This is a genomic window from Amycolatopsis sp. NPDC026612 (assembly GCF_040638285.1).
In the GTDB taxonomy this organism is placed as follows: Bacteria; Actinomycetota; Actinomycetes; order Mycobacteriales; family Pseudonocardiaceae; genus Amycolatopsis.
The window spans coordinates 23738-42199 of sequence record NZ_JBEZYB010000011.1; the positions used below are offsets into that span (position 1 = coordinate 23738).

Annotated in this window: 13 protein-coding genes; 4 read left to right on the top strand and 9 right to left on the bottom strand. The window is 72.8% G+C overall.

All coding sequences use genetic code 11. The features are described from left to right. Positions 1–21: 21 nt before the first annotated feature. The 5 genes from trxB to murJ form a co-directional block, all read right to left on the bottom strand. Complete coding sequence (gene trxB / locus AB0F15_RS13910) at positions 22–1014, bottom strand: thioredoxin-disulfide reductase (protein ID WP_360269801.1); 993 nt, start codon at positions 1012–1014, stop codon at positions 22–24. A 122-nt stretch (positions 1015–1136) separates the two neighbouring features. After that, on the bottom strand, positions 1137–1925 hold the full coding sequence (locus tag AB0F15_RS13915) for a hypothetical protein (RefSeq protein WP_360269803.1): 789 nt from the start codon (positions 1923–1925) through the stop codon (positions 1137–1139). Beyond that, a complete protein-coding gene (gene sigM / locus AB0F15_RS13920) occupies positions 1922–2545 on the bottom strand; it encodes an RNA polymerase sigma factor SigM (protein ID WP_360269804.1) in 624 nt (207 codons plus the stop codon). Before sigM ends, AB0F15_RS13915 begins: the two co-directional genes overlap by 4 nt. A gap of 31 nt (positions 2546–2576) precedes the next feature. Next, positions 2577–4169, bottom strand: coding sequence for a protein kinase family protein (locus tag AB0F15_RS13925; RefSeq protein WP_360269806.1), 1593 nt, complete (start codon positions 4167–4169; stop codon positions 2577–2579). A 79-nt stretch (positions 4170–4248) separates the two neighbouring features. Continuing rightward, on the bottom strand, positions 4249–5973 hold the full coding sequence (murJ, locus tag AB0F15_RS13930; RefSeq protein WP_360270005.1) for a murein biosynthesis integral membrane protein MurJ: 1725 nt from the start codon (positions 5971–5973) through the stop codon (positions 4249–4251). A gap of 285 nt (positions 5974–6258) precedes the next feature. On the opposite strand from murJ, the gene AB0F15_RS13935 reads away from it, so the two are divergent. Then, positions 6259–6933 carry a hypothetical protein gene (locus tag AB0F15_RS13935; RefSeq protein ID WP_360269807.1) on the top strand — a complete coding sequence of 225 codons (675 nt, stop codon included), beginning with the start codon at positions 6259–6261 and terminating at the stop codon, positions 6931–6933. A 124-nt stretch (positions 6934–7057) separates the two neighbouring features. Here AB0F15_RS13935 and AB0F15_RS13940 read toward each other — a convergent pair whose 3' ends face one another. Both AB0F15_RS13940 and AB0F15_RS13945 read right to left on the bottom strand, forming a co-directional pair. After that, positions 7058–9211: a DUF6049 family protein gene (locus AB0F15_RS13940; protein ID WP_360269809.1), complete on the bottom strand. Its 2154-nt coding sequence runs from the start codon at positions 9209–9211 to the stop codon at positions 7058–7060. Beyond that, positions 9208–9762 carry an NUDIX hydrolase gene (locus AB0F15_RS13945; RefSeq protein ID WP_360269811.1) on the bottom strand — a complete coding sequence of 185 codons (555 nt, stop codon included), beginning with the start codon at positions 9760–9762 and terminating at the stop codon, positions 9208–9210. Before AB0F15_RS13945 ends, AB0F15_RS13940 begins: the two co-directional genes overlap by 4 nt. Before the next feature lie 101 nt (positions 9763–9863). Here AB0F15_RS13945 and AB0F15_RS13950 point away from each other — a divergent pair, with 101 nt between their 5' ends. Genes AB0F15_RS13950 through AB0F15_RS13960 form a run of 3 tightly spaced genes read left to right on the top strand, consistent with a single transcriptional unit; the run spans position 9864 to position 13481 of the window. Continuing rightward, entirely contained in the window at positions 9864–11306 is a 1443-nt protein-coding gene (locus AB0F15_RS13950) for a CCA tRNA nucleotidyltransferase (RefSeq protein WP_360269813.1), read from the top strand. A gap of 3 nt (positions 11307–11309) precedes the next feature. After that, entirely contained in the window at positions 11310–12617 is a 1308-nt protein-coding gene (locus tag AB0F15_RS13955; protein ID WP_360269815.1) for an ATP-binding protein, read from the top strand. A gap of 12 nt (positions 12618–12629) precedes the next feature. Then, positions 12630–13481: a class I SAM-dependent methyltransferase gene (locus tag AB0F15_RS13960; RefSeq protein WP_360269817.1), complete on the top strand. Its 852-nt coding sequence runs from the start codon at positions 12630–12632 to the stop codon at positions 13479–13481. Here AB0F15_RS13960 and AB0F15_RS13965 read toward each other — a convergent pair. Beyond that, positions 13468–15375 (bottom strand): TNT domain-containing protein, encoded by a 1908-nt coding sequence (locus AB0F15_RS13965; protein WP_360269818.1) that lies wholly within the window; start codon positions 15373–15375, stop codon positions 13468–13470. The two genes, AB0F15_RS13960 and AB0F15_RS13965, sit on opposite strands and share 14 nt — an antisense overlap. Positions 15376–15409: 34 nt before the next feature. Continuing rightward, positions 15410–18451: an ADP-ribosylglycohydrolase family protein gene (locus AB0F15_RS13970; protein ID WP_360269820.1), complete on the bottom strand. Its 3042-nt coding sequence runs from the start codon at positions 18449–18451 to the stop codon at positions 15410–15412. Positions 18452–18462 lie beyond the last annotated feature (11 nt).

The window sequence follows — 18462 nt, forward strand, 5'->3', positions numbered from 1 at the left end:
AGTGGTTGAACGCCGGGAAAGTCAGTTGGTGCCCGCGCCGTAGCCGCCGCCGACCAGCTCGGCGGCCTCGTGGGCGTCGGCCTCGCCGTGCTCCGCGAGCCATCGTTCCGCGTCGATCGCGGCGCTGCACCCCGAGCCGGCGGCGGTGATCGCCTGCCGGTAGGTGCGGTCCACCAGGTCACCGGCCGCGAAGACGCCGTCCAGGTTCGTGAACGAAGTACGCCCCTGGGTGAGCACGTAGCCGTCCTCGTCCAGCTCGACCTGCCCCTTCACGAGCTGGCTGCGGGGGTCGTGGCCGATCGCGACGAAGAAGCCCGACACGTCGAGCGTCGACTCGGAGCCGTCCTTGGTGTCCTTCAGCTGCAGGGCTTCGACCTTGCCGTCGCCGAGCACCCCGGTGATCTGCGAGTTCAGCTTCCACTTGATCTTCTCGTTCGCGCGGGCGCGCTCGATCATGATCTTGGACGCGCGGAACTCCTCGCGCCGGTGGACGATCGTGACGGACTTCGCGAACTTCGTCAGGAAGGTCGCCTCCTCCATCGCCGAGTCGCCGCCGCCGGCGACCACGATGTCGTGGTCGCGGAAGAAGAAGCCGTCACAGGTCGCACAGGCCGACACACCGCGGCCGAGCAGCTCCTGCTCACCCGGCACGTTCAGGTACCGCGCCGCCGCGCCCATGGCGAGGATGACCGCACGGGCCGCGTAGCGCTTGCCGTTCGCGTGGACGTACTTGACGTCCCCGGTCAGCTCCAGCGACTCGACGTCCTCCGCGCGCAGCTCGGCACCGAAGCGCTCCGCCTGCTTGCGCATCTCCTCCATCAGGTCCGGACCCATGATGCCGTCGCGGAACCCGGGGAAGTTCTCGACCTCGGTCGTCGTCATCAGCGCGCCGCCGAACTGCGTGCCCTCGAACACCAGCGGTTCAAGCTGCGCCCGCGCCGCGTAAACGGCAGCGGTGTATCCGGCAGGACCCGACCCGACGATGATCAGGTTCCTGATTTCTTCGGCAGCCACCGGTGGACCTCCGCTCGTAGTGACCTGTACCAGGCTCAACACGATCGTAGGTGGCCCTGTTCCCGGCCGTGACACCGCTCATGGGGGTTCCGGGTGGCGAAGCCCCGGATAGGTCACAGCCGCTACTTCTCCCCGACGACCTTGTCGAACAGCACGGCCGGATTTCCCGGCCCGCAGTCCGCGCCGAAGGCCACGAGCCGGAACTGGGCCAGCTTGCCGGTGGTCAGGATGATCATGACGCCTGCCTTGCCGCCGACGTTCACCGGGCGGACGCCTTCCGGCCGCACCTTCGGGTCGAGGCCGGCGGCCGCGATGCAGGCGTCGAGGCGGTCCTCGTTCTGCAGCGGGCCGAAGTCGCGGACGCCGACCGCCTTGCCGACCAGCGCCTGCGCGCCGGCGCCGTCGCTGCCCACCGTGGGGCCGGTCGGCGCCGCGACGTTCGGGGTGCCGGTCTGCTGGGACGTGTCCGGGAGCGCGACGGTCACGGCGACGACCGCCGCCGCGGCCGCGGTCAGGACGCCGGCGGCCCAGCCGAGCCGCTTGTTCCGGCGCCGCCGGGCCGCCGCGAGGTCCACCACCGGGGCGTCCTGCGGTGCCGGGGCTGCCTGCTGGGGGATCGACGGCGTCCGGCGGGGAAACCGGGCGGCTGCTTCGGCGGCCAGTGCCGCGTCCAGCCGGGCGGCGAACTCCGCGGGCATCGGCGGGGCCGGCGCGTCCGCGAGCGAGGCCAGGTCGGCCTGCGTGGCGTCGAGGGCGTCCAGGATCGCCCTGGCTTCGGGGTCGGCGGTGACCAGCGGCCACAGCTCGGCCGCCCGCGTGTCGTCCAGGACACCGGCGTGGAGGTCGGCGAGCACGTCGACAGACCAGGGCGGACCGACGGTCCCCCCGATCCCCCGGCTTTCGTCCGTCATCGTCCCTCCCCGCTACCCGGCTGACGCCCGGCCCGTTTGCTTTCGTGAGTTGGGACGTTCGCAATCGCATCGGGGTTCCGCAGGTGCCCGAGAACCTTCGCGAGTTTGCCCCGCCCCCGCGCGCAGCGGCTCTTCACCGTGCCTTCGGCGATGCCGAGCATCTTGGCCGTCTCGGCGACGGAGTATCCCTCCACGTCGACGAGCACGATCGGGGCACGCTGGTCTTCGGGCAGCTGGTCGAGGGCCGCGCGCACGAGCAGGCTGGTCTCCCGCTCGGCCATCGAGTCACGGGGGGTGGCCGGCTCGTTGAAGCCGGTCTCCGGCAACGGCACGGTCGGACGCGCCTGGCGGCGGCGGATCCGGTCGAGGCAGGCGTTCACCACGATCCGGTGCAGCCACGTCGTGACCTGCGACTCCGCCCGGAAGTTCCCGGCCGCGCGGAACGCCGAGATGAAGGCGTCCTGCAACGCGTCGGCGGCCTCTTCCGGGTCGCGGACCGTGCGCAGGGCGACTGCCCACATGCGGTCGCGATGTCGCTGGACGAGTTCGCTGAACGCATGGGGGTCCCCCGCGGCGTGAGCCGCTATCAGATCCGCATCCGTGGGAGCTGCAGCTGTCACCCGCCAGAGCCTACTGACCCTGTCGGGTGCGTCACCCCGCAGGCAGGAAGGACAGGTCGCCTATTTTGGTCATGAACTGCCCGTCCGCGTCGCCCAGCTGGGTGATCCAGATGATGAAGAACTCGCCCTGCGTCGGCTGGGCCAGGGGGATCGTCGTCTCGCCGTCCTTCAGGTCGCCGTTGCCGACCACCTTCGTGTCGGCCAGGTCCGGGTTCTTCTCGGTCGTGGAGCGGATCTCGACCTTCGAACCCGGGGTGCCCCCGGTCACCTTCACCTGGCTGAGGTTGATCGGGTTCTCGAAGGAGACGACCAGCCCGACGCCCGGCTTGATGGTGGGGAACTGCTGCCTGTACTTCTCGGTCCGCCACTCCGTCTCGGCCTTGCCGTCGATCGCGTACTTCGCCCGGCTGGTGTTGTCGCCCCGGCCCTCGGGGTTGTAGACGGCCACCGACTGGGCGGGCACCGCGGCGCCCACGGACGGCGACGGCGGCGGAGCCGGTGCCGACGAAGACGCGGGCGGCGCCGCGCTCTGCTGGCTGGACGCGGGCGGCGCGGCGACGTTGATCGACGGCCCGCTCGCTTTGGAATCGCCCTGGAAGACGTTGATCAGCATCAGGCCGCCCCAGGCGAGGATGACGACGGTCGCGACCACCAGCACGGTGACGCCGAGGGCGAGCTTGCGCCGCCGGGCGACGTCCTTGACCGGCTTCTTCGTCGTCCAGATCGTGCCGTCGGGCTCCGCGACGTCCCCACCGACGGCCTTGATCAGCTGGGTGCGCTCCTCTTCCTCGGCCACCTGGTCGAGGACGCGGAGGATGGCCGCGCTGGTGCGGATGCCGCCGTTGCCGCCGTCCTCGATCGTGCGCACGGCCAGCGACGACAGGTCGGCCGGGATCGTGGGCACCAGCTGGCGCGGCGGGACGATCCGGCCCTGTGGCGTCATCGGGGCCGGCGGGATCGCGGGCGGCCCGCCGGGCAGCGCCCAGCGGCCGGTCAGCAGCAGGTACAGGACCGCGCCGAGCGCCTTGACGTCGTCACGCAGCGTCGACTCCGGCAGCGGGCCGGGGAACGCGAGCTTGAGCGCGCCGCTCGGCGTCAGCCGCAGGCGCTGGGGGTGGTCGAGCCCGAGGACGAGCCCGTTCTGGTGCGCCTGCTCGACGGCTTCGGCCAGCGCCTGCACCATCCGCGCGGCCGCGGCGGGCGCCACCGGCCGCTGCGCGACGAGGTCGACCAGGTCGCTGCCCTTGGTCCACTCCGCGACGACGACACCGAGCAGGCCCTCGCTCGACGTGATGCCGCTGCCGAGGGCGAGCACGTCCAGCACGCGGGCGACGCCGCCGTGGCCGAACTTGGACGCGTGGGTCGCGCGTTCGAGAGTCCGCCGGGCCAGCCGGGCGGCTTCGGGGTCCGCCGGATCGCCGACCAGCAAGGTCAGCGCGACGTCCCGCTTGAGCTGCCCGTCACGGGCACGCCAGAGGTGCGCGTCGCCCCGCTCGTCCACGCCGAACTGCGCGAGGAGGCGATAGCGGCCGTCGCCGACCACACGCCCGGGGGCCAGCGATCCGACCTGGGCCTTGCCCACGTGGTTCGCACCCCCCGCCTGTTCGCTCCGCCTCGTGTCCACCCGCACTCTCCCGTTAGCTCCCCGCTCCAAGGTTACCCAGAATACGACGCGGGAGTCGTCGTCATCCGTACCGGAATCGTTACCCGCGCTTGATCAGCCGGCTGAATCGGGAAGTGGCCGGCGCCAGTTCTTCCACCTTCAAGGCCATCAGCACGCCGAACGAGACGACGATGCCCACGATGCTCTGCAGGAGAAGCTTCGCCCACGCCCCCAAAGTAGGCCCGAAAGAGTCCGGCACGAGCTTGCCCGCGACCCACGCGGCGGCGACACCGAGGACGCTCGCCACGACCGTGAACAGGATCACGCCGATCACCCGCTTGCTGCGCAAGTTGCCCAGCGTCACCCAGAGCCAAACCTGGCCGAGGATCGCGCCGACCACGAACGTCAGCGCGTTGACCATCATCACGCCGAGCACGACGTTGTCCGGCGTCAGCAGCACCGGGCACAGGTACAGCAAGGGCACCTTGACCAGCGTCATCACGATCATGATCAGCGTCGGTGTGCGGGCGTCCTTCATCGCGTAGAACACGCGCATCTGGAGCATCACCAGCGCGTACGGCAGCAGGGCGAACGCCGAGATCGCGAGCGCGTCGCCGAGCCGCTCGGCCGTTTCGACCGTGCCCTTGCCGAACGTGAACAGCGCGATGCCGATCGAGCCGCCGACCACGGTCATCACCGCGGAGATCGGCACGAGCATCACCGTCGAGATCCGGGACGCGTACGACAGGTCGCCGATCAGCTTCTTGTGGTCGCCGTCGGCGGCCGCGCGGCTCATCCGCGGCATGATCGCCGTCAGCAGCGAGACGCCGATGACGCCGTACGGCAGCTGGAAGAGCAGCCAGGCGTTGCTGTAGGCCGTCACACCACCGGGCGAACCGCTGGTCAGCACGCGCGTGTTGATCGTGTAGCCGATCTGGCTCACCGCGACGTAGCCGAGGATCCACAGCGCGAGCCCGCCGAACTCCTTCATCTGCTTGTCGATGCCCCAGCGCCACTTGAACCGGAAACCGGACCGCAGCAGCGGCGGGACCAGCAGCAGCGCCTGGGCGACGATGCCGGTGGTGACGCCGATGCCCAGCGTCAGCACCTTCGGGTCGGTGATCGAGACGTGCCCGGTGTCGATGTCGCCCGGCATGATCCAGACGACCAGGATCGTGAAGATGACGACCAGGTTGTTGATCACCGGTGCCCACGCCGTCGGCCCGAAGATCTGCTTGGCGTTGAGCACGGCCGAGAGCAGCGCGAACACGCCGTAGAAGAAGATCTCCGGCAACAGCAGGTAGGCGAACGCCGTGGTCAGGTCGGAACTGGCCTTGCCCGACGAGTCGACGTAGAGACTCGTGAACGCCGGCGCGGCGATCACCGCGACGATCGTGCCGACCAGCAGCAACGTGAACGCCACCGTGATGAGCCGCTGGGTGTAGGCCGCGCCGCCGTCGGGCTCGTCCTGCGAACGCACCAGCAGCGGCACCACCACGCTGGCGAGCACGCCACCCATCAGCAGCTCGAAGATGATGTTCGGCATCGTGTTGGCGACGTTGAACGAGTCGTTCGCGATGCCCTGGCCGATCGCGCCGACCAGCAGCAGCTTCCACAGGAAGCCGGTGATCCGGCTGATCAGCGACGCGATGGCCATCCGCCCGGACGCCTTCGCCAGTGACGGCGCCTTGGCCGGGGCCTCCGGCGCGTCCTCGCCCGGCCGGGGCTTGACCAGTGGCCCCTTGAACGCCGGCATGACCTGGGTGGCCAGCGCATCGTACGGGCGCATGACGTCGGGGTCGGCGACCGGCCAGCGCGAGTTCATCGGGACGCCGGCGGTGCGCGGGATGAACCGCGTCGCCTCCGGGTCGCGCGGCGGGGCCTGCTGGGCCTCCTCCTGCCACGGCCGGACCGGTGCCGGACGCCGGGAACCGCGGCCGCGGGGCGGCACCGGCGTGCCCGGCGGTGGGGTACCGGGCGCGGGACCGCCCGGCGGCGGGGTGCCGAGGGCCGGGCCGCCGGAAGGCGGGGTGCCGGGCGCCGGATTGCCCGGCGGCGGGGTCGCCGGCGGTGGCAGCGGCGGCGGCGGGGACGGCTGCGGCAGCCGCCCTTGGAGCGACGCGCCCTGCTGCGGCGGCGGACCCGGCTGGTTCGGCGGCGGCACGGGCTGGACGCGGGTGGGCGCCGGGCCCGCACCGCGCGGCGGCTGACCCCCTCGTGGCGGCTGCGGCGGGCCCGGAGGCGGCGGGACGCGCCGCACCGGGCGGCCGGGGCCGTCGTCGCCGACCGGACGCGGTTCACGGACCGGGCGGCCGTCGCGGAGGGCTTCGTCGCCTACGGGGCGGATCGGGGCCTCGTCGTGGACGGGCCAGCCGTCGCGCGGGGGGCCGTCGTCGCGGACGGGACGGCCCTCGCGAGCCGGTCCGTCGTCGCGGGGCGGTCGTGGTCCACGTCCGTCACGGGCGGGCGCGTCGTCGCGTGCCCGCCGCTGGTCGCGGCGCCGGGCGGGGTCTTCTTCGCGGGCCGGGCGCCGGGGGGAGCCGTCGTCGCGGACCGGACGGCGGTCACGCACCGTCGCGTCGTCGGGCGGCGGCATCTGCCGCGTGTGGCCGTTGCGGGGCGGCTGGCGGCGACCGCGCTCCGGCGGGACCGGCGGCGGCTGCTGTGGCGGTGTCTGCGGCGGCGGCTGGCGGCGGCCCGGCTGCGACGCCCGCGGGGGCCCGTCACCCCGGTTCGGGGGCGGGGGGCCTTCGCGCCGAGGACGACCCGCACGCTCGGGTGGTAAGCCCGGCTCTCTCTCCAACGCGTGCCCAATCCTCGGTGCTCTTCCCCGGTGCCGCGGCCCGGTGCCGCGCACGTGCGGACCAAGGGTAATCGCGAACGGCCCGGAACACTCAAAGGCCGAGCGATCAGTCCACGACGTCGCGCCCGGCGCGGGCGTCCTTGACCCGCCGGTAGATCCGCCGGGACGCGAGCAGAAGCAGGGCTACACCTGCGGCGACGGTCGCGATGATGGTGATGGCGCCGTAGTCGGTGGACGTCAGCTCGAACCGCGCGGATGACCCGAGCGGGGTACCGGTGGGCGTGCGCAACGACACATCGACGCTGAACCGGCCGGCCCGCAGCGCCTCGACGGGGAGGAAGTAGTTCTTGCCGCCGCTGGCCGGGAAGAACCCGTCCTTGGCGTCCTCCGGACGCAGGCCGGTGTTGTTGCTGAGCGCGAACCGGGCGTTGATCCCGACCGGGAGGTCGTTGCTGACGTACACCGGCAGCGGCGAGTTGCCGGACGCCAGCGCGATGGTCTGCTTCGGCTGCGAGACGGTCACCCGCCCGCTGATCGCCGTGAGCTCGGCCTGGGCGTTCGTGGTCGCCGCGTCCGCGGGCAGGCCACGCCACGCCGTGGAGGCACCGCGCAGCTCGGCCAGCCGGACCGGCTCGACGATGTCGTCCGGTTTCACCCGTTTGGTGGGATCGAGCTGCATCGCGGACGCCAGGCCGGTGGCCTGGACGTCGAGGGTCGACAGCGTCGAGACGACGGCGGGGTCGATGCCCGCGGCCGGGTCCTGGCCGCCGTCGCCGACCGCCCCGGAGGTCGCCGGATCGGTGGCGAGCAGCGTGGCGAGCCCGGTCGGGTTGACCACGCCCGCGTCCAGGAAGCCGCCGACCTGCCGCAGGTACGCGGTGAACTCCTCGGCCGAGGCGTCCCAGCGCCGCGGCGGCGCGACCAGCAGGTGGTTCGGCCGCTGCTGGCCCGCGGGCTGGCCCAGCCCGGCGCGGAAGGCGAGGGCGCCGAGGCCGTTCTGGCTCGCGACGGCCCGCTCGGTCGTGGCGGCCACCGTGACGGAGTCCGGCACGCTCGGGACGCCCGCCATCGCGGCCGAGATCAGCGAGTCGGTCGGCTGCACGCGGACGGTGCTGCCCGGCACGGTGACGCCGCCGCCGGCCGCCGCGGGGGCGAGCTTGCCCGCGTCGGTGAGCACGGAGTGCACGCCGGCCTCGCTCAGCGCGGTGAGCACCGAGGTGCTGGGCGTGCCGTCCGGCCAGAGCACGCCGGTCTGCGGGGTGACGCCGGTCAGCTGCTGGATGGTCGCGGCGCCGGCGGCCGCCCGGGTGACCAGGGTGGAGTCGCCGGGCCGGATGCGGGTGAGGGCGTCGAGGTCGGCGTCGGCGAACGGCAGCGCCACCACGCAGCGGTTGCCGACCAGCGTGCGGAGCTCGGCCAGCCACGTCTTCGCGGCGTCGGCGCCCTTGCCGTCGACGTTCCCGGATTCCGTGTGGACGAGGTAGCCGCGGCTCATCGCGTCGACGGTGGCCAGCAGGTCCGGGTCGAGGGCGAAGCACATCGACTTCGCCAGGTCCGAGTTGCTCCGCACGACCGACGCGGCCGAGGTGACCAGCGCGTTCAGCCGCCCGTCGGCGGAGATCTCGCCGGTCACCCGGTCGTCGGCCAGCACCAGCGGGCTGCCGTACGGCGCCGCGTAGACGTGCGGGACGTTGCTGGTCAGCGGCCAAAGCAGGGTCATGCTCGGCGCGCCGGCGTGGCTGGTGACCTGCTTGCCCGGCCCGGTCAGCACCGGCATCAGCATGCTGACCGCGCCGAGCCGCGCGGGGCCGCCGAACTCGGGCGTGCCGTTGACGTTGACCAGCAGCGGGTAGACGCCGGGGCGGCTGAACCGGTCCGCCCGTGGACCGGTGAGGTTCACGGTGATGTTCAGCGGGGCGCTCTGCCCGGGGGCCAGCGCGTCGGCGACCGGCGTGAAGTCGGTCAGCGGGCTGTCCCTGATGACCGCGCCGGACAGCACGTCGCCGATCCCGCGTTCGGTCGTCGCCCGGTCCCCGACCTGCAACCGCACCTGCGGCCGGGTGATCCTGCGGTCGCCGGTGTTGGTCACCGTGCCCGCGATGGTCAGCGTCGTCGTCGAGGTCGTGATCACGCGCGGGCTCAGCTCGGCCAGGTCGACGCGCAGGCGGGCGCCCTCCTCCGCCTGGGCCACCGAGGCCCCGGCGAGGGCGGGGACCGCCAGGAAGAGGGCGGAAAGGAAGGCTGCGGCGAACCGCTTCACTCGGGGGCTCCCTCAGGGGCGTGCTCGTCTCGTCCGTGGACGTCCGGGCGCGCGAAAAGTTCCTTGAACAGCTGACTGGCCTTCCGGACGAGCTTGCGCTCGTCGGAGTAGGCGAGTTTGGTCTCCAGCTCGGCCAGCGGGACCCAGGCCACCTCGGTGACCTCGACGTCTTCGTCGGACAGCTCACCGCCGAGCGCTTCGAGCAGGAAGTGGTGCACGGTCTTGTGGATGCGCCGCTTCTCGGCCACGAACCAGTAGTCGATGGTGCCCAGCGGCTGCATGACACGCGCGGAGATGCCGGTTTCCTCCTTCACCTCGCGCACGGCCGTCTGTTCCACCGTCTCACCGTCCTCGATATGGCCCTTGGGCAGCGACCACAGCAGTCTGCCGTGCCGGTCGAGCCGGCCGATCAGCACCGCCTGTTCGCGCTCCACGTCCACCACGAGGCCACCGCACGACGTCTCGTCGACGGTGGTCAGGCGCCTGCCGCGCTGACGCCTCCGCCGCCTGCGCGGCTTCGAGGCGCCGGGGCGGCCGGCTGATCCAGACATGCTGCGATGCTAGAGCAAACGGTTGCCCCGGTAGGCTGGCTCTCCGTGTCCGTGTCCGGCGGTGCCTGGAGCAATCGCACCTGGAACGTAGTGGGATTTTAGTGAACGACGTGGTCGCCAAGCAGAACGCCGTGGTGGAGCTGATGCGGGTTTCCCCCCTGGCGGAGGAGCTGGCGGAAAAGTTCGCCAAGGCGGGGCATCGCCTGTACCTGGTGGGCGGCAGCGTGCGCGACGCGCTGCTCGGCCGCCGGTCCGTCGACCTCGACTTCACCACCGACGCGCGGCCCGACCGCGTGCTGAAGATCGTCAGCGGGTGGGGCGACGCGGTGTGGGACGTCGGGATCGCCTTCGGCACGGTCGGCGTGACGAAGAAGGGCATGCAGCTCGAGATCACGACCTTCCGCGCCGACAGCTACGACCGGGTCGGCCGGAACCCCGAGGTCAGCTTCGGCGACAGCATCGAGGGCGACCTGCTGCGCCGCGACTTCACGGTCAACGCGATGGCCGTGGAGCTGGCGTCGAAGACGTTCATCGACCCGCACGACGGCCTGAGCGCGCTCCGGGAGAAGGTCCTGGACACGCCGGCGACGCCGCAGGAGTCGTTCGCCGACGACCCGCTGCGGATGCTGCGCGCCGCCCGCTTCGCCGCGCAGCTCGGGTTCACCGCCGCCCCGCGGGTGGTCGACGCGATGACGTCGATGGCGGCCGAAATCGACCGGATCACCGCCGAGCGGGTGCAGGCGGAGCTGTCGAAGCTGCTGCTGGCGGCCGACCCGCAGCCGGGGCTGGAGCTGCTGGTCGACACCGGGCTGGCCGACCAGGTGCTGCCCGAAGTGCCCGGGATGCGGCTGGCGATCGACGAGCACCACCAGCACAAGGACGTCTACCAGCACTCCCTGACCGTGCTCGCCCAGGCGATCGACCTGGAGACCTCGCACGAGCCGGCGTCGGAGCCCGATCTGATCCTGCGGCTGGCGGCGCTGCTGCACGACGTCGGCAAGCCGGCGACCCGGGAGTTCCAGCCCGGGGGCGGCGTCAGCTTCCACCACCACGAGGTGGTCGGCGCGCGGATGGCCCGCAAACGTTTGCGGGCGCTGAAGTTCTCGAAGGAGATCATCGACGACGTCTCCCAGCTCGTGTTCCTCCACCTGCGGTTCCACGGCTACGGCAAGGGCGAGTGGACAGATTCGGCGGTGCGCCGGTACGTGACCGACGCCGGGCCGCTCCTGACCCGGCTGCACAAGCTGGTCCGCGCCGACTGCACCACCCGCAACCGCCGGAAGGCGGCCGCGCTGCAGGCGACCTACGACGATCTCGAGGCCCGGATCGCCGCGCTCAAGGCCAAGGAGGACCTCGACCGCGTGCGGCCGGACCTCAACGGTGAGGAGATCATGGAACTGCTCGGCCTCAAGCCGGGGCCGGACGTCGGGAAGGCGTGGAAGTTCCTCAAGGAGCTGCGCCTGGACCGCGGCCCGCTGGAGCACGACGTGGCCGTCGCCGAGCTGAAGAAGTGGGCCGCGGAAAACGGCGTCGGGGACGCGTGAGACGTGGCGGGCGGGGGCAGCTTCCTGGTGGCGCTGCTGAGGCGCGGCGCCCCGGCGATCGCCACCGCCACGAGTGAACTGCCCGACGAGATCGCCGACCCGGCCCCGATGCACGCGCTGCGGCGCATCTCGCGGATGTCGGGGCCGATCGACCCGACCGAGCGCGACGGCCTGATGCTGCGCGCGACCCGCTACGTCGTGCTCATCCCGCTGGCCTACCGGCTGCTCGCGGTGCCAGGCCAGTTCGGCGTCTACGTCCTCCAGCACGGCGCGACCGGGCTGCTGCCGGTCGGCGTGTTCACCCTGCTGTCGGTTGCGCTGAACGTCGCCGGCCTCCGCTGGATGTTCCGCTCGGCGCCGTTCCGCGGCCGCAACGCGGGGAAGCTCCTGGCTGTCGACCTGGCCTTCACGGTGCTGTCGCCGCTCGTCCTGGCCCTGACCGTGCCGTCGGAGGTGTACCTCGACGCGCTGGCGGTCAGCAGCGTCCACGTGTTCGGCGAGGTCGGCTTGCTGACGCTCGCGCTGGGCCTGCCGAGCGGCGTGGTGTTCGGGCTGCTCGGGTTCCCGCTGCGGATGCTGGCGAACTGGCTGAACACCGGCCGGTTCCAGGTCGGCGCCGCCTTCTCGACGTACTCCGTGCTGCTCGCGGAGCTGTTCCTGGCCACCGCCGCGCTGGTGCTGACCGGCCTCGGCACGCGCTTGGCCCTGGCCTACGGCACCCGCAACGGGCGGCTCGCCGAACGCGCCCAGCAGCACCGGATGCTGCACGACACCGTGCTGCAGACGCTGGAGGCGATGGCGCTGTCCGGCACCTCCGACGCCGAGGAGCGGCTGGTGGAAATCCGGCGGCTGGCGCGGGCGCAGGCGATGGAGATCCGGCACACGATCGAGTCGGCGGCGGCCGAGCGGGCCGAAGCCGGCGTGCGGCCGCTGGGCGAGAAGCTCGCCGCGCTCGCCGCCGAGATGGCCCGCGACGGGCTGCGCGCCCAGCTCGTGGTGGCCGAACTGGACGACGACACGCTGTCGGAAGTGCGGCAGATCGCCATCCGTGACGCCGTGCGCGAGGCCCTGCGGAACACGATGAAGCACTCCGGCACCGACCGGGTCGTGGTCCGGGTCGAGGAGCGCGACGGCGGGATCGCGGTGATCACGCGCGACCACGGCGCCGGGTTCAGCGCGGCCGAGCGGCCCGCCGGGTTCGGCATCAGCGAGTCGATCACCGCGCGGCTGGCCGAGGTCGGCGGGACGTCGCTGGTCGAGTCGGGACTCGCCGGAGGCGGCACGCGGGTGACGTTGTGGGTCCCGTTCTGATATCTCCTGACCATGACCTCGATCGAGTTGCTCGCCGACGCCCTCGCCGCCTACCGGTCCGGTGACCGCGACCAGGCCGCCGAACTCGCGGCCCAGGCCGGGCGGGCCGGCTCCACGCTGGCGGACGAACTGCGGACGTACCTGGCCGGGGAAGACTCGACGCCGGTGTACGACCAGCCGAGCGCGTTCACGGCGTTCATCCGCGGCGGCGGCAACGTCGAGCTGTACCGGGCGCTGAGCGCCGAGCTGGCCGCCCGGTACGACGCCGGGAAGCCGGAGTCGCTGCTCGACCTGGGCTGTGGTGACGGCCTCGCCGTCGTGCCCGCGCTGGAGCAGGCGTCGCACCTCCCGCCGCGGATCGACCTGGTCGAACCGTCGGCCGCGCTGCTCGAGGGCGTCCACGAGCGGGTGCCCTCCGCCCAGTGCTGGCAGTCGACCGCCCAGGACTTCCTGGCGCGGGACGACCTCGGGTGGGACTTCGTCCAGTCGACGTTCGCGCTGCAGTCCATCGAGCCGGAGCAGCGGGCGGAGGTGCTGCGCGCGCTGCAGCCGCGCACCGGGACGCTGGTGCTCGCCGAATTCGACGTCCCCGAATTCGAGGAAGGCTCGCCGGAACACCTCCGGTCGCTCGTCGAGCGCTACGAGCGTGGCGTGGCCGAGTACGGCGAAGACGCCACGCTGGTCGCGCAGGGCTTCCTGCTGCCGGTGCTGCTCGGGATCGTCTCCGGGCAGCAGCGGACGAACTGGGAACACCCGGCGTCGGTCTGGGCCGAGCAGCTGACGACGGCGGGCTTCGCCGAGGTCGGCGTCGAACCGCTCGCCGACTACTGGTGGTCGCCCGCCGTCCTGATCACTGCCTGCTGAGCGAGCCCGTCTCGAGGTGCTGGGCGAGCGGCCGGGGCAGCAGGTAGGCGATCGCGCCGCCGGGCATCCCGCCCCACGGCGCCGCCACGCCGGTCAGCACCCGCACCGCGCGGTGCACCCGGTACAGCCGCCTCTCGCGTTCCCGCTCGAACGCCAGCGCCGTCTCGACGAACCGCGAGCCGCCGGCGTGCACCAGGTTGCCGGTCTCGGTGCCGAACCGGACCACCGTCGTTCCCGGCGGGAGCACGATCAGGCGCTTGCCGCGGTAGAAGTTCAACGGCGGTTCGCCGCGCATCGGCAGGATCGGCCAGTCGGCGGGCAGGTCGGACTCCTCCGCCGGCCGCGGCGGCAGCATCAGCAGCACACCCAGCAGGAACCGGGCCGCGTCGCCGAGCGAGCCGAACGCCACCGGCTCGTCGGACGGCGGCCGCGACACCTCCCAGCCGTTCTCGGCGCGACGCAGCGTCCAGACGCCTTCGGCGGGGATCTCCTTGGCGCCGATCCGGTACGCCGCGAGCGGCACACCGTGCTCGGCGAGCCGCTGCTGCAGGAGCTCCAGAGTTTCCGCGCCGCGCAGGTTCCGCACCTGCTCACCGCGGGTGGCCCGGGTGAGCGCGCGCTCGTCCGGCAGGTCGGCGGTCGTCTGCGGTGGCCGCGGCGTGCCGAGGACTTCCGCCTCCGCCGTCGCGCGGACGAGCTCCCCGACGAACGGTGGTCGCCAGCCCGCGGCGCGCGCGTGCTCGACCAGCTCCGGCTCCGGTGGCACCCCGTACTTGCGCAGGTAGTGCGGTACGGCGGCGGGCCAGATCCAGGTGCCGTCGGTGTGGAACGCGTTCGGCACGTCCGGCGGCGCCCCCGGCGCGCCGAAGATGTCCGGCAGCGGCGCGGGCCGGTGCAACGCCACCGGCGCCCGGAACAGGTAGTCGAGCAGGCCGCGGACCTGGTCCGGCGGTACCGGCGGCCGGGTGACCACCGGGCGTTCGCCCTCGACGTGCGAGTCGGCGACCCGCGCGTGCCGGAACACGACGTCCAGCGGCAGCCCCGCCTTCGCCGTCAGCCACGCGGGCAGGTGCTTCGACGTCCGCGAGAAGGTCGCCAGCTCCAGCTCGTAGGCGGCGGTCGACGGGCGGCCGCCGTCGTTGGGCGGCACCCGCCAGTCGGGCTCGCGGTCGGCGTCGAAGTCGAAGTCGAACTTCGACTCGGCGTCGAGGGTGAACGTGCCCTGGAACCACGTACCGGCCTCGGCCTGGTACATCGCCGCCCGCAGCCGCGCGAAGAGCCCGCCGAGCCGGGGTGCGGCGGGCAGCGCCACCGACACCGGGCCGTCCTCGTCGCCGACCGCGCGGACCTCGATCTCCGAGTAGTCCCCGACCTGCCGGAACTGCGCGCCGACCCGCGCCCAGCCGCCGGGCACGGTGTGCAGCAGCGTCCGGCCGATGGCGCGCAGCAGCGCGTTCTGGTCGCCGGCCCCCGGCTGCGGCCGCGCCTCCGGCGCCTCGGTGAAGTCCAGCCGCGTCTGCCACAACGCCGTGACTTGCTTGGCCGGCACCATGACCGAGAAGTCGGTCAGGCCCAGCTGCGCCGCGCGGGCGGCGTCGTCGTGGACCCAGCGCAGCGTCAGCTCGGGCCGCGCGCCCGGCGCGACCTCGAAGACTTCGCCGTCGTACTCGGCGAAGGTGCGCAGCGTGAACGTCGACGGCACCTCGCTCGCCGGCACGACCCGCGCCGGGCGGCCTTCGAACTCCTTGTCGAAGCCGTCGGGAGCTTCTTCCTCCGGCAGCACGGACAGCAACACGGTGCCGTCCGTGGTCGACCGTTGCGCGCGGAAGGTCCCCTCACCCCATGTCGCGTACAGGCCGTCCGGGCGTTCGGCCACTTCAACCCGGTAACGCACGTTTGTCCTCCCCGTCCCCAGTAGCCCCAAGAACCTAGTCGACCGGGTACCGAGCGAACCACCGGTCGTCGCCCGGCGCATCCGGGCCGAACTCGATGAGCGCGTCGTCCGCGAGGCCGACGATGACGTCGCGGAGTTCCAGCTGGTCCAGCCAGCTTTCCCGCAGGGCATCCTCGCCGTACATCGCGCCGACGAGGTTGCCGCAGACCGAACCGGTCGAGTCGCTGTCGCCGCTGTGGTTGACCGCCGCCAGCAACGCCGAGTCGGCGTCCGTGGTGGTCAGCGCGACGTACACCGACATCGACAACGCCGTCTCGCCGACGTTGCCCTGTCCGAGCCGCTCCAGCTTCTCCGGCGTCGGCGGTCCCTCCATCGCCAAAGCCGCGTCGAGGGCCGCGCTCTGCTCTTCGTGCCCCGCGTGCTTCACGAGTTCGGCCCGCGCGGTCGCGACCGCGTCGAGCAGCGGCTTTCCGTGCAGCAGCTCGTGCACGATCACCGCGAAGCACCCGGACGAGAGATACCCGCTCGGGTGACCGTGGGTCAGCGCCGCGCTCTCGGCCCCGAGCCGGAACACCTCGGCGAGGTCGTCCGACCACAGCGCGATCGGCGCCGCGCGCATCACGCCGCCGCAGCCCTTCGAGTTGTTCACCGGCCGCTCGATGGTCCCCCGCACGCCCGAGCGGCCGTACGCCTCCAGCTCGCCGAAGCAGGTCAGCCCCGGTGCGCGCCGGCTGAACAGCTCCCGGTGCGTGATCAGCCAGCCGTCGGCCTCCTCGACCGCCGACTGCGGGCCCCGGGCCCGGTCCCACGGGACGCCCTGGGTGTGCAGCCAGCGCTGGTAGGCCAGCTGCAGCGAGTGGACGACGTCGGCGGCTCCGGTCTTCCGCCGCTGCGCGTGCGCCCGGATCAGCGCTTCGAGCGTGAAGAGCGTCATCTGCGTGTCGTCGGTGATCCGCCCGATGCCGCCGTACGCGGGGATGAAGTCGGTGATGCCGTCCGGTCCGGCGATTTCGCGGATCCGGTCGATCGAGTCGAACTCCGTCTTGGCGCCCAGTGCGTCGCCGATCGCCCCGGCCAGCAGGCTCCCCCGCAGTCGCGCTCGCAAGTCCGGTCCTTTCGGTTTCGGGGTGAACCGGCCGCTCGGGTACCGGCGCTCCCAGCGTGCGTGCTCGGCGGTCTCCGTCCGGAGGCCGTTGCGGTTGAAGTACCAGAAGACGTCACTCGCGACGTCGTCGAGCAGGCCGAGGTCGGCCAGCGCGGTGGACAGGGGCAGGCCGGGCACCCCGACCCGGGCGCCGACCAGCGCGCCGGCGATCGCCCCCGCGACCGGGCCGGATCGCGCGGCGAGGGTGATCGCGGCTTCGGGGTCGTAGCCGCGCTTGGCCGCGGCGAACAGCGCGCGGCCGAGCACCGACCGGACGCTCCGGCCGTCGCCGATGGACTCCAGCTGCGTGACGTCGTCGGCGTCGCGGTCCTCGCGCAGCGCCAGCGTCGACGCCGCCAGGTCACCACCCACCTCGTGCAGGCGGACGTGCACCGGCAGCGCGAACGTCTCCCGCGTCAGCAGGGCCTGGAACAGGGAAACCAGCAGCTCGACGCCTTCGGTGACCTCGGCGCCGGCCGCGCTGCCGGTCAGCTCGCGGGCGACGTCCTTCGCGTACCGCTCACCGTCGACGTCCGCCAGGGCCACCGCCCCGGCCGGGGCCGCGGCCAGCGCCGTGGCCAGCAGCGCGGAGAACTCGGCGGGCGCCGGACCGGCGTGCCGGGTCGCGACGGCGAGCCAGCCGGCCGGGTCCGGTCCGGGCAGCGTCGCCGGGACCTCGCCGGTCGGCACCGGCGGCAGGCCGCGCAGCAGCGCGTCGGTGTGGAACAGCAGGTGCCGCGTCAGGCCGCCCAGGGGCAGTGGGCTCGCCGGGTCCGCGCCGCCGCCCAGGGCGTCACCGATCGCGAAGCCGACGTACGCGCCGACGATCCGGTGCCACGCGAAGCGGTCGGCCGGTGTCCCGGAGGGGGAGAACTTCCCGAACGTCCACGGCACCGGCCGGGGGCGGGCGTCTTCGTCCACGTGCGCGATCAGGCCGTTCGCGCCCAGGTCGGCGGGCCATTCCGGCTCCTGGCCGGCTCGGCGGCGAACGCCGTTGCGGTACTGCCGGGCGAACCCGCGCAGGTACCGGACGCACTCCTCGGGCGTCAGCTCGAAGTGCTGGTCGCGGGCGTGGTCCACGGCGTACCGCAGGTGCCGTTCCAGCAGACCGGGTGGCTCGACGCCGGACTCCGTGGCCAGCGCGGGCAGCGCCGCGGCGACTTCGGGCCCCGCTTCCGGCGCGAGCTCCTCCACGATGAGCCGGCGCTCCCCGGTCGTGCCCAGTTCGGCGGCGGTGAGGCTGCGGACCAGCCCGGTGCCGGGGTCGAGCGTCAGCCCGGACGACGGCGGCAGGTCCCGGACCGGCACCCGCCACCGGCGCGGGTACCGCCCGGGTACCTTCGCCGACGAGCTGTAGGCGATGACTTCGCGGCCGCCCGTGCCGGGGACCGGCCGCAGCAGCGGCTCGCCGTCCGGCAGCGGAACGAACACCTCGCAGTCCAGCAGGGCACGGACGAACTCGGCGCGGCTGATCCAGTTCACGGCCAGGTAGTTCAGCAGCTTCTCGGCGTCGGTCGTGGGCACCGGGAAGCCGCGCCAGACCGGGCCGGGGATGTACTGCTCGTTGACCCGGTGCTCCCCGTTCGAGCGGGTCCAGCCCCGGATCGCCCGGACCGGGAGGTCCAGCTCGGGGAACGCCTTTTCGTCGAACTCGGGGTCGACGTCCGGTCGCCACCCCGGTTCGGCGGGTGTGCTCGCCATCGCCGCCCGGTCGAGCGTGACCTCGCCGCCGTCGTCCGGCACGAACACCACCGGGCTGGGGAACAGTCCCGCGCCGATGTCGGTGCCGTCCAGGTAACCGGCCGCGTTGACCGTGAAGCTCCAGCCGTCCGGGCGGCGCGCGGTGTACTGCGGCCGGATCCGCAGCCGGTCACCGCCGGGACGCGTGCGCAACCACTCCCGCACGCGAGCGACGGCGTCCTGTTCGTCCATTCTCCCCATCC

Bases quoted from the DNA above. Each gene is read 5' to 3' on its own strand.
- AB0F15_RS13915 (WP_360269803.1), bottom strand. From the start codon at position 1,925: ATGACGGACGAAAGCCGGGGGATCGGGGGGACCGTCGGTCCGCCCTGG.
- murJ (WP_360270005.1), bottom strand. From the start codon at position 5,973: ATGAACTCGCGCTGGCCGGTCGCCGACCCCGACGTCATGCGCCCGTAC.
- AB0F15_RS13945 (WP_360269811.1), bottom strand. From the start codon at position 9,762: ATGTCTGGATCAGCCGGCCGCCCCGGCGCCTCGAAGCCGCGCAGGCGG.
- AB0F15_RS13960 (WP_360269817.1), top strand. From the start codon at position 12,630: ATGACCTCGATCGAGTTGCTCGCCGACGCCCTCGCCGCCTACCGGTCC.
- AB0F15_RS13970 (WP_360269820.1), bottom strand. From the start codon at position 18,451: ATGGACGAACAGGACGCCGTCGCTCGCGTGCGGGAGTGGTTGCGCACG.